Annotated in this window: 16 protein-coding genes; 7 read left to right on the forward strand and 9 right to left on the reverse strand. The window is 67.0% G+C overall.

Annotated elements, in window-relative coordinates; genetic code table 11:
* Positions 1–173 precede the first annotated feature (173 nt).
* Entirely contained in the window at positions 174–983 is an 810-nt protein-coding gene (locus BEMPMBAN_RS29520; RefSeq protein ID WP_159235016.1) for a pyrimidine reductase family protein, read from the reverse strand.
* 34 nt (positions 984–1,017) lie between these two features.
* On the opposite strand from BEMPMBAN_RS29520, the gene zapE reads away from it, so the two are divergent.
* Positions 1,018–2,067, forward strand: a complete 1,050-nt coding sequence (zapE, locus tag BEMPMBAN_RS29525) for a cell division protein ZapE (protein ID WP_159235017.1) — start codon at positions 1,018–1,020, stop codon at positions 2,065–2,067.
* Here the strand turns inward: zapE and BEMPMBAN_RS29530 are convergent.
* The 5 genes from BEMPMBAN_RS29530 to BEMPMBAN_RS29550 all read right to left on the reverse strand — a co-directional run bounded on the left by BEMPMBAN_RS29530 (position 2,043) and on the right by BEMPMBAN_RS29550 (position 4,948).
* The gene (locus tag BEMPMBAN_RS29530; protein WP_159235018.1) at positions 2,043–2,573 is read right to left on the reverse strand and encodes a GNAT family N-acetyltransferase; all 531 of its coding nucleotides are present in this window, start codon (positions 2,571–2,573) and stop codon (positions 2,043–2,045) included. The two genes, zapE and BEMPMBAN_RS29530, sit on opposite strands and share 25 nt — an antisense overlap.
* 3 nt (positions 2,574–2,576) lie before the next feature.
* Complete coding sequence (locus tag BEMPMBAN_RS29535) at positions 2,577–3,071, reverse strand: hypothetical protein (protein ID WP_159235019.1); 495 nt, start codon at positions 3,069–3,071, stop codon at positions 2,577–2,579.
* 72 nt (positions 3,072–3,143) lie between these two features.
* On the reverse strand, positions 3,144–3,572 hold the full coding sequence (locus tag BEMPMBAN_RS29540) for a PPOX class F420-dependent oxidoreductase (RefSeq protein ID WP_159235020.1): 429 nt from the start codon (positions 3,570–3,572) through the stop codon (positions 3,144–3,146).
* A gap of 128 nt (positions 3,573–3,700) precedes the next feature.
* Positions 3,701–4,423, reverse strand: a complete 723-nt coding sequence (locus BEMPMBAN_RS29545) for a Clp protease N-terminal domain-containing protein (RefSeq protein ID WP_159235021.1) — start codon at positions 4,421–4,423, stop codon at positions 3,701–3,703.
* Positions 4,424–4,471: 48 nt separating this feature from the next.
* Positions 4,472–4,948 carry an SRPBCC family protein gene (locus BEMPMBAN_RS29550; protein WP_159235022.1) on the reverse strand — a complete coding sequence of 159 codons (477 nt, stop codon included), beginning with the start codon at positions 4,946–4,948 and terminating at the stop codon, positions 4,472–4,474.
* Here BEMPMBAN_RS29550 and BEMPMBAN_RS29555 point away from each other — a divergent pair.
* The gene (locus BEMPMBAN_RS29555; RefSeq protein WP_234897770.1) at positions 4,917–5,393 is read left to right on the forward strand and encodes a helix-turn-helix transcriptional regulator; all 477 of its coding nucleotides are present in this window, start codon (positions 4,917–4,919) and stop codon (positions 5,391–5,393) included. The genes BEMPMBAN_RS29550 and BEMPMBAN_RS29555 overlap by 32 nt on opposite strands.
* 13 nt (positions 5,394–5,406) lie before the next feature.
* Here the strand turns inward: BEMPMBAN_RS29555 and BEMPMBAN_RS29560 are convergent, their stop codons facing one another.
* The 3 genes from BEMPMBAN_RS29560 to BEMPMBAN_RS29570 form a co-directional block, all read right to left on the reverse strand.
* Positions 5,407–5,829, reverse strand: coding sequence for a hypothetical protein (locus BEMPMBAN_RS29560; protein WP_159235023.1), 423 nt, complete (start codon positions 5,827–5,829; stop codon positions 5,407–5,409).
* Between the two features lie 803 nt (positions 5,830–6,632).
* A complete protein-coding gene (locus tag BEMPMBAN_RS29565; RefSeq protein WP_159235024.1) occupies positions 6,633–6,845 on the reverse strand; it encodes a hypothetical protein in 213 nt (70 codons plus the stop codon).
* A gap of 233 nt (positions 6,846–7,078) precedes the next feature.
* Positions 7,079–7,327, reverse strand: coding sequence for a hypothetical protein (locus tag BEMPMBAN_RS29570; RefSeq protein ID WP_159235025.1), 249 nt, complete (start codon positions 7,325–7,327; stop codon positions 7,079–7,081).
* A gap of 759 nt (positions 7,328–8,086) precedes the next feature.
* Between BEMPMBAN_RS29570 and BEMPMBAN_RS29575 the strand changes: the two genes are divergently transcribed.
* From BEMPMBAN_RS29575 to BEMPMBAN_RS29595, 5 genes are all read left to right on the forward strand, one after another.
* The gene (locus BEMPMBAN_RS29575) at positions 8,087–8,287 is read left to right on the forward strand and encodes a hypothetical protein (protein WP_159235026.1); all 201 of its coding nucleotides are present in this window, start codon (positions 8,087–8,089) and stop codon (positions 8,285–8,287) included.
* A gap of 594 nt (positions 8,288–8,881) precedes the next feature.
* Complete coding sequence (locus BEMPMBAN_RS29580) at positions 8,882–9,052, forward strand: hypothetical protein (RefSeq protein WP_159235027.1); 171 nt, start codon at positions 8,882–8,884, stop codon at positions 9,050–9,052.
* A complete protein-coding gene (locus BEMPMBAN_RS29585) occupies positions 9,039–9,443 on the forward strand; it encodes a hypothetical protein (RefSeq protein WP_159235028.1) in 405 nt (134 codons plus the stop codon). Before BEMPMBAN_RS29580 ends, BEMPMBAN_RS29585 begins: the two co-directional genes overlap by 14 nt.
* A 25-nt stretch (positions 9,444–9,468) precedes the next feature.
* Entirely contained in the window at positions 9,469–10,047 is a 579-nt protein-coding gene (locus BEMPMBAN_RS29590; protein ID WP_159235029.1) for a hypothetical protein, read from the forward strand.
* An 80-nt stretch (positions 10,048–10,127) separates the two neighbouring features.
* Positions 10,128–10,391, forward strand: coding sequence for a hypothetical protein (locus BEMPMBAN_RS29595; protein WP_159235030.1), 264 nt, complete (start codon positions 10,128–10,130; stop codon positions 10,389–10,391).
* The last annotated feature ends 53 nt before the right edge of the window (positions 10,392–10,444 follow it).

The following is a 10,444-nucleotide window of genomic DNA, read 5'->3' on the forward strand; positions in this document are numbered from 1 at the left end:
CTCCGGGGCCTGCCCCTGGGGGCCGGCCCCGGAGTTGGTGGCATAACGCGGGTTTGCCGCCAGGCCGGGTGAGCATCCCGCCAGCACGACGCAGACCACCGCAGCCAACACGGAGCCTCGGGTGCCCGGGGCACGCAGCAGACGACGCATGCCGACCACAGTACTGACCGGCATCACTGAGCTGCGTCGGAGCACGCCGCGCCGGACCGGCTGTATCGCAGGTAGAGGTAGCCGTCATCGTCGGTGAGCGCATGCCGCAGCCGCATCGCGGTGTGCACCTCCGCGGGTCCCGTCACGATGCGGTGTGATGCGCCGCCGACGAGCACCGGCGCCACGGTCAGGCACATCTCGTCGAGCACCTGTTGGGCGGTGAACATGCCCAGGACCCCGGGGCCGCCCTCGGTCAACACGCGCACCAGCCCACGGTCGGCCAGCAATCCGAGCGCGATGCGCAGATCCACCGAGTCAGGCTCGCCCCCGGAGGCGTCGAGGACCTCGGCGAACCCACCGAGTCGTGCTCTGGTGTCGGACACCGCGTCGGCGCTGGTCAGAATCAGCGGTGTCACCTCGGTGTGGCGCAACACCCGTGCGTCGTGCTCCACGCGCCCGGACCGGGTCAGCACCGCGATCGGCGGCACCTCGGCCTGGCCGCGAAGCTGCCGGGACCGCCGCTGCGTCGCGCTGAGCTGCACCCCCGCGTAGTTCTCCACCCGCGCGGTGGACGCACCGACCACGACCACGTCCGCGACCTCGCGCAGCGCCGCGAAGACCGCCCGGTCACCGGCTCTGCCCAGCGCCCCGGACTTGCCGTCGCTGGTTGCGCCGCCGTCGATCGAGGCGATCATGTTCCCCCGCACCCAGCATGACCGCGGAATGTGGGGTTCGGGCTCTGGATGGGCATAGAGCTGCGTGAGCCCGCCGGGGCCGAGCTCGTCGATTCGGCCCAGCACTGTGAACTGCGTCCCGTCACCGTCGCCGGACATACGAAGAATCACAGCACGCCGTTATGGTGCCTGCATGCACGGGTCCAGCGATGTGGGGCGTCTGGTCGATCGGCGGCCCAGTGTCACGCCGGAGCGGCTGATCGACCAGCTGATCCCGCCCCCCACCTTCGCCGAGGTCAGCTTCGCCACCTACAAGCCGGATCCGGCCGAGCCGTCCCAGGCCGCCGCGGTGCAGGCCTGCCAACGGTTCTGCGAACAGGCCGTGCAGCGGCGGGCCGGCAAGAAGAAGCTGTTCGGCAAACGTGAGGTGTTACCCGGGGTGGGGGTGTACCTCGACGGGGGATTCGGCGTCGGCAAGACCCACCTGCTGGCGTCGTCGTACTACGCCATGTCCGGGCCTCGGGAATTCAAGCGGGCCTTCGCGACCTTCGGCGAGCTCACGCAGCTGGCCGGGGTGTTCGGGTTCGTCGAGTGCATCGATCTACTCTCCGACTACGTGCTGGTGTGCATCGACGAGTTCGAGCTCGACGATCCCGGCAACACGACGTTGATCTCGAGGCTGCTGTCCGCGCTCGTCGAACGTGGTGTCTCGGTCGCAGCCACGTCCAACACGCTGCCGGAACAGTTGGGGGAGGGCAGGTTCGCCGCGCAGGACTTCCTGCGGGAGATCAACACGCTGGCAGCGATGTTCACCACCGTGCGCATCGAGGGTCCGGATTACCGCCATCGTGACCTTCCGCCGGCGCCGGAGCCACCGAGCGACGCCGAGGTCGCCGAGCGAGCTGCGGCGGTTCCCGGTGCGACGCTCGACGATTTCGACGCGCTGTGCGCGCATCTGGCCACGATGCACCCGTCGCGCTATCTGTCTCTGATCGAAGGTGTCTCGGGGGTGTTCATCACCGGGGTTCGTCCCATCGACGACCAGAGTGTCGCGTTGCGGCTGGTGTCGCTGACCGACCGGCTCTACGACGCCGGGATCCCGGTGGTGGCCTCGGGGGCCAAGCTGGACACTGTGTTCAGTGCGGAGATGCTGGCGGGGGGTTTCCGGAAGAAGTATCTGCGCGCGACATCACGACTGCTGGCGCTGACCGCCGCCGGTCAGGCCGGGCGGACCATCACGTAGTCCTGCTCGATGGCGGTGCCCAGCCGAAAGGACTTGGTCCCGCAGATCGTGAACCCGTGTTTGGCATAAAACCGTTGGGCGCGCCGGTTCTGCTGGTTGACGCCGAGCCACACACACGCCGCATCCAATGTCTCGGCCTTGACCAGTGCCGCCGACATCAACGCCGTGGACACGCCCGCCCCGTGGGCATCGGGCAGCACGTACATCTTCGACAGCTCGACTGCCGGGCGTGCGGTGACCGCGCGCAGCACGTCGGCGTCGTCGGGAACACCGCGAATCATCATGGCGTAGCCCACGATTCGCCCGGCCACGGTCGCGGTGAGCAGCTCCCGCTGCGGGTCGGCAAGGTAGTCGCCGAAGCGTGCTGCGCTGAGGTTCTCGGCGACGAACGCCGCGACATCGTCCGCGCTCACCGCCGGCGGGCAGGCCAGCGGGAAGGTGCGCGCGGCGACGTCGGCGAGTTCGGCCAGCCGGGATGGCGAGGCCGGGTCGATCTCAACGGTCAAGCGTCAAGCCACGTTCCACTGCGCCAGTCGGGTGCCGGTGATCTTGTCCAGCAGCACGACGTTGGAGACCAGATCGCGATAGCAGTCCCACCAGACACCGCCACTGAAGGTCTGGCCCACGCGGGCGTTCTGCATGCCGAACTGCAGGGCGTCGGGGGAGTCGCTGTTACGGGGTTCGTAGGCGTCGGCGGTCGGGGTCACCCCGCGGAACTGATAGGTGATGGCCATCGCATAGGGCGTGGGTACCTGTACCGGTGTGATCGTGATGTCTGCGCGGTAGACCTGATGGCGCGGCGGGCGCGGCGGATAGCCGAAGCCGGGGGGCACCGCCGAGGGCAGGATGTTGTTGACGGTGACATCGGCGACCAGGCCCTTGAAGTCCACGCGCAGTGGCTCACCCAGGCGCCCGATGGGGATCTTGGCCGCCGAGGCCGACGGTGCCAGCACACTTCCGAGCGCTGCCATGGTGGCGATCAGCAGCACGAGCCAGCGACGCATGTTGTGGTGTCCCCTCGTAGGCGTGCTTCGCATGATCGCACACCCGGCGAGATGGTTTGTGGGGGTTGGCGGTCAGGACACCCAGGGGCCGACGCCGCCCACCTTGTCGATGCGGATCCGGGTCAGGTAGCCGCCGGGCGCGTCAGGCGGTGGGAACTGCGCCCCGGGGGCAGCCAGCGTCTGCGCGAGGCCGGCGAGGACCTCGGGGGCGCCCCCCTCGACGATCCGGGCGGTCCCGTTGACGGCGAGGTAGGGCCGCATCACCTGACCGGGACCTTCCGGGGAGACGATGGTGACCGCGACGCGCGGGTCACGACGCACGTTGCGCACCTTCTGATGCTCGGAGAGGTGCGCGACCACCAGTTCGTCCCCGTCGTCTTCTGTGGTCTGCAGCGCGACCCACACGAGCGTCACCTGGGGGCTGCCGTCGGGGTTCAGCGTGACAAGAGTCGCGTCGGCGCCGGCGCCGATCAGGTCGCGGGCGGTGTCGGGAAGTCTCATGTGAGGTTCTACCGCGCCGGGTTGCGATTCATTCCCCAGGTGGCCTCGTGGTCGAGAAGCGTGTTCCCGGCTCGCGGACCCGCGACGCGGCGGCCGCCGGGAGCACGCCACGATGGCGCGCTGTGGAATCAGTTGTGGGTGAACGCTTCCAGCGCGGCGAGCAGTTCACGTTCGAAGCGCTCCCGGTCGATACCGAGGGAGTGCAACGTCCCGTCCTCAGACTCTTCTTCGTGCAGCGCGAGCAGCAGGTGCTCGGTGCCGACGTAGTTGTGGCCGAGCCGCAGGGCCTGGCGGAAGGTCAGCTCGAGCGCCTTCTTGGCGCGCGCGTCGAACGGGATCAGCGCCGGCACCTCCGCGACTCGCGGCGGCAGGGTGACGGTGGCAGGGATCGCGGCGAGGTCGATCCCCTGACCGGCGACCAGGCGCGCCGCCAGGCCGTTGGGGTCGGCGAACAGGCCGAGTACCAGGTGTGCGGGTTGGATCTCGGCATTGCCGGCGTCGTGGGCCTTGTTCTGCGCCTCGACGATGACGTGTCGGGCCCGGGGGGTGAACCGGCTGAAGCCGTCGTCGGGATCCATCGCCTCGGCGTCGGTGGGGGTCTTCGGGACGAAGCGCTTCTGGGCCGCCTGTTTGGTGACGCCCATGCATCGGCCGATCTCGGTCCACGACGCGCCCGATCTGCGGGCCTGGTCGACGAAGTGACCGATGAGATGGTCGGCCACCTCGCCGAGGGCCTCGGCGGCCAGCACGGCGTCGGTCAGCTGTTCGAGGGGTTCCTCGTGGACGGTCTTGATGACATCGATGAGGTCGTCGAGGCGGACCGGATTGCGGATTTTGGCGGCATCACTCATGCGTCAACCGTAGGTTGACGATGCCTGTCCGTCAACCGCGGGTTGACGCTAGCCGCGGGGGTAGCCCCGCCGGACGGTCCGGTCGAGGATTCCCAAGGTGGCGCGCAGGGCGCCTTCGGACACCACGGGGAAGATGTCGGCGTCGCGCCAGTGCTGGTCGATGTCGGACCAGTCGTAGAAGGACGTCACCAGGGTGCCCTGCTGGGCCGGTTGCAGGCGGTAACCGTAGACGTGGCCGATCTGCGGCTTGATCCGTCCCAGGATCGTCCACGCGATCAATTCGTCCTGCTCGTATGCGCTGATCTGCACGGTGACGTCATAGCGGCCCAGGGGAAAGTCGTTGAGGGCCTCGCGGTCCATGTGCACCACGAAGGTGTCGCCGACCGCGCGGACGGCTTGGCCGTCGGCGTCCTGCAACATGCCGGTGGCGTCGATCGCCACGTGGCCGTGTGGGTCGCACAGAACTGCGAAGATGTCGGCGGCGGTGGCGGGAATGGTCCGTGACACCTCGATGCGGTCGGTCATGGACCTGATGGTGTCAGGGCCGCACAGTGGTGTCGATCACTCGAGGGTTTCGCTGTGCGCGAAGTTCGGGAACCCCGACACCACGATGAGGCCAGACAACCGAGCGACCACAACCACGCAACCGCGGTTGCTGCGCCGGGCGTTGGATTTCATTCACGACAATGCCGAGTACGAGATCACCATTCGGGACATCGCTTCGGCCAGCGACGTGACCCCGCGCGCCCTGCAGTACGCGTTCCGTGAGCACTTGGACACCACGCCGCTGGAGTACCTGCGGCGGATCCGGTTGGAACGGGCCCACCGGGAGTTGCAGTCAGCCGACCCGGCGCTCGACACGGTGACCTCCATTGCCGGGCGGTGCGGCTTCAGCCATCCCGGCCGGTTCAGCAGTGCCTACAAGCAGGTATTCGGCACCGAGCCCAGCCGCACGCTACGCAGTTCCTGAGCAGTGTCGACCGTCAGAGTGGGGTGAAACCGGCGCTGGTGAGAATGCCGGGCTGCCAGCCCTGAGCGCCCACGCACAGCAAGGGGCGGCCGTCGGGCGCCTGCGCGGCGGCCTGGGGCTTGGGGCACCGGGCGCCGATTTCCTGGACACCGTGCAGTTCGTAGGCGATCTGCCAGAACCCGGTGTACACCGGCGGCCACTGGTTCGGGATCCACCGGCACTGCAGCGCCTCGCCGCCCTTACCGCGACCGAACGTGAACCGTTCCATGTTGGTGCACGGTGCGGTGAGGTGGGCGTCGTAGATCATGCCGGGGACGTCGGTGGAGTAGCGGCCAGGATCGTCGGGGTACATCGGACCCGGCTCGGCTACCGCTGTCGGCGCCGAGCACAGGGCGGCAGCGGCGACGGCGGTCGCCGCGAGCGTCTCGCGAATCATGTCCTACCCCTGGGTTGTCTGGACCGTGCTGGCGTACCGCGAACATTAGCGGTTGCGTTGGGGTCGTCGTGAGGTTTCCAGGGCAGCAAACACGATCTCGGCCCGCCACCCGGGGGGGTTGGTGGCGGGCCGAGCTTATCGGGGATGTCTTGTCGTGCTGATTACGAAGCTACGACCCGAAGCTGAGAATGACCTAATAGACAGATCACTACTTGGAAACGGATGCGATCAGGCCGGTAGGGCGGCGCTGGTGTCCGGAACGTCGGGTTCCATCGGAGAGACGGACGCCGTTGTCGCTGGGCTGAACCGAGGCCGGCCCATAGACGGAGTCGAGGAGAAGTCGTAGGGGCCGCGCATTGCCTGCACCGGACGGCAGTAGGCACACAGGCCGACGCCGAACTTTGGATAACCACAGGCAGGGCAGATGCCGAGGGTGGTCGTGTCGATGTGGTCCTGCATGCTCGTGTCGCTTTCGTGCCAGTTGCTGACGTGAAGATTGTGACCGAACGGTTACCCGCTCGCCACGGTATTAACCCCGCCGTCAAGGGCAATTTCGAAGGGTTGTCAGACCTTTGGAGCCGCCCCTGCCGCGGTTGCGGGCCGGGAGAGCGGGCTGGGCCGGGTGAAACCGGTGCATCTGGCAGTGGCTTGCGGTCGTCGGAGGCACGAATGCCGTTGCTGTGGAAGGTGACTGGCACGCCGTCGGCGGCCACCGACGCGGGTGCGCCAGAGAGCCTTTCGGGGCTCAGGTACGCCCTGATCCCGTTGATCTGGCCGCGTCGTCACTACGCCGGCGATGGAAGCTACGTGACGGCGAGCGCTGCGGCGTACTCCGCCGCCCAGCCGGGCTGAACGAGCTCGAGCGCTTCGAGGAGCAGAAATCCCGGCCGGAAGGCATAGGCGGGGTGACGTTCCATCGCCGAGAGATGTTCCACTTGGTCAGCGGTGAGGTGCTGGGCCAGCGAACGCCAGCCGTTCCGCAGGTCGCCGACGCTCAGGGGCGGGGTGAAAGCCATGGCGGGTGTCCTTCGGTGAGATGGATCTTCACCTTGGCACCTGCCACCGACAAAAACTCTGCACTGCTACTCGCAGGCGATACCGTCTTGGTCCCCGGCTGACCGGTATGGCCTACGAGCAGGGGTGCGGCGCCGCCGCGCGCGTCAGCGCAGAACAAGCCGCTCGGCGACTTCGTGCGCCACGTCCCTGGACTTGACCGCCCCGTAGTGTTCGTTCCGAAGACTCGTCGTGCCTAGGGCCAGTCATTCGTATTGACAACGACGTGGACATAACGGCCGGGGACCCAGTCTTCGAAGGTAATGTCCCAGCGGTTGTGTCGGCTCTGCCACTGCCGGTACTCCGAGTGCGAGCGGGCAGATTCCCGCGTTTGGGCATTTATCGCCGCAACCTCTTCAGCGCCCTTGCGTGCGATTTCAGCGGTCTCGCGTGCGACACGCTCGCGTTCGTCCTTGCTCGGCCCGAAATCGTCGACAAAACCCATCCGATGGCCCCTTCCTCCGATGCGGGTGTCCCGCTGTTGAGGCTGCCCCTAGCGAGGCATGCTGCCAGTTTGAACGATTCGCTGGATGATCACCACCGGCTCGCCGCGAGACGCCGTTGTTGTTCGATCCATCACCGGCGCTGCTGGCCGGCGGCGGGTCGAGGACGTGGATGAGGACGCCGCGGTAGGGGCCTTGGTTGTGGGGCTGGTCGTTGACGGAATCGGCGGGGGTACCTGCAGCGCGGGGCGATGCCGACACTGGGGTTAACCGGCGGCATCGACGCCGCGCAGGTGGTGAGTGTTCGCCTAACATCCAACCGACGGACCGCCGCCGCAGAGCAGCACCAACAGCGCACCAGTCAACTGGCTCGTCGAGCATCCCGGCGCCGATCGAGACGCCATCAAGGGCCTGACCAAAGTCAAGCTCTGGCAACTGGTGAGGAATGTATAACCCGTTGCAACACAACAGGATTAGACAGACTTGAGCTACGCGAAATGCAGTGCGCGGCTACGAAACCCGTACCCCCATAATATCGAGGGCCACCCCTGGCCATCCGCGAGCCGGTGAGGTCGGCGATCTTTCGGCGAGCGTCGGCGCGCGCCTGCCCTCGTTGCTGGCGTCTAATCAATTGCGGCGCGGCTAACCGGGAAACGCGGCTCCGAGCGCGTCCCAACGTTTCCGCGGGGGGTGTGTCTCTTAAGAGACACCCCGCGCGGACAGGGACGCGCCGTCCGGTGCCCCGTCCGGGCGGTGTGAAAGTGAACCGCGCGGAACGCAGGCGAGCGCGGGTGCGGATCTGCCGGCACCAGCCAGGCCCGGACATGGCGGCAGTCGTCGCCTGCCCGGACTGCAACGCCGACGTCGCCGTTGCCGAGGTCGCCCCCGGATACTTCCGTGGCGTCGTCAACCACGACGACAGCTGCCCTTGGTGCGCCGCACTGAAACGCGACCTCCGATGACGGCCGCGCTTGTCTGCCACCGCAGCACCCAGACCGGGCCCATCACCGCGGAGTGGACCTACTGGGACAGCAGAGAGCAAGCACGGCAGGCCGAGGTTGAATTGGTCCCGTGCGGGCCGCTTTGCGTCGGCGTGCACAGCGTCGTGCGCGTCGCCCTCGCGCCCGCCCGCAGGCGGGCCAGCCGCATGGTGAGGCCAAAGTGACCGCCGACGAACTCGACGAGGATTGGCACGCCGCGGCCCGCGGCCTCAGCCACGTGGACATCCGATGGGCGTACCTCGCCGTTTGCGACCTCATCGCGCGCCACAGACTCGTCCGAAAGCCCTGCCCGGATGGACTGTTGACCGCGCATCAACGGCTGGAAAGTTCCGTGCGCGGAACCAAAACTTGTGCGCTGCAACCTCAATCGACACCCTCGAAGGCAGAGGAACTCATCGACTCGACCGAAGCAGCAGCAATCCTGCACTGCACAGACAGATGGGCCCGTGACCCTCGCTTCCGACACCGGATCGGTGGGCGCGAAGTCGGCGGTCGGTGGCTCTACCCACGAGAGACCGTCGTCGCATACGCCGCACGAAAGGCAGGTCAGCAACAGTGAACCCGACTGAGTACCTATTGCTCGGAGTCGAGCAGTACCTCCGCGAACTACCCGATGACGAGTTCAACGACCTGATGCAGAAGGTCCGCCCGCCCGACGGTCAAGACCCCCCGAAAACGGGCTCCACAGCCTTCATCAGGCAAATAATCGGCGGTGACGACGATTAACGCCGAACGCCCGGAATTCCGGACGACCATCATGGAGCGGGCCGAGAAGCGCGTCGACTGGGCAGCCGTCGAAGCCAGGCGACGGGACGAAGCCGCGCGCGCAACCGTCGAACGGATCAAGACCCTGCGGCGCAGCGTGTTTCACAACGTCGCCCGCGGTCGCAGAGATGTGGCAGCCCTCAGAAACGAACCCGACGCCGCCGAACTACTCGTCGCGGCCAGCAACTCGGCCCACGACTTCATGGTCCTCGCCATCCTGCAAAAAGCCATCGCCAACCGATGGGACCAAGTCGTTCGAGCCGGCATCGGGTACTTCGGCGACCACCCCGTCGCAGACCGCATCCAGGAACTCTGGAACCTCACCCACACCACAGACCGCACCACGGTCTAACCATCCTGAAAGGAAACACACCGCAATGTCCCTCAAGCAACTCGACTCCCAGATCGAGGACCTGCGCGCGCAAGCCGCAAGCCTTCACAAGCGCGGAGCCCGCACCCGCGACAGCCTGGCGAAGGACAGCACGCTCAGCGACATCGGGAAGCGCCAGAAGCTCGACAGCGAACGGGCGCAGATGAAGGACAAGCTCAGCACGCTGCGCGCTCAGGAGAAAGAACTTATCGACGCCAAGCGCCAATCAATCGAGCGACGACTGTTCGGTCTCCCGAGTACGAGCAGCAGCGATCCCAACCAGCTGATCGCCTACCGTGACGCACAAGACCGAGCTTCCAAGGTCACCGAAAGCGCAGCTGCACAGGAACTATTCGCGTCTGCCATGCAGTCCGGCGACCGCACGCTAGCCGCAGCAGTAGTTGCCCGGGCACTCGCGCTGGTGTCGTCCTCGGCATTGCCGGTCGGCAGCGGCTGGGCGCGCATCGTCAACGAGTATGCCGAGCAATACCCGTCCGCAGGCGAAGACCTCGCCGATCTCATCGGGTTGCAGAAGCTGCAGAGGCGGCGATCAGTGGCCGCCGCACTCGCCTACCACCCCAACTGACCGCCTCGCGGCCGGCGCACGGGAAGCGCACACGCGCGCGCCAGCCGCGAGGCCCAAAACCGACGGAGAGGACCAATCCCATGACGACATCGCGATACCCAGCACTAGACGACTCCCGATCTTTCGCCACCGCCGAACTCGACCGCATGGTGCTCGAAGAGCACGAAGCGATCGAGCCTCACGTCGACGAACTCGACTCGTACTGCTCAATGCCGATCCGGCTGACACACGATGCCGCCGGCCTTCATATGGAGCTCGGCCCGTACGACCTCGATGCCCGGGACGTCGCACGCCTACGCGCGGCGATCAACGCATACGACCGCCACGAACGGTGCCTGCGATGACTCGGGATCACCCTCGGGACCGACCCCACCGGGGGTGACCCCCACCCCGGTCG

Source organism: Mycolicibacterium austroafricanum (genome assembly GCF_902705885.1).
Taxonomy (GTDB): Bacteria; Actinomycetota; Actinomycetes; order Mycobacteriales; family Mycobacteriaceae; genus Mycobacterium; species Mycobacterium vanbaalenii_A.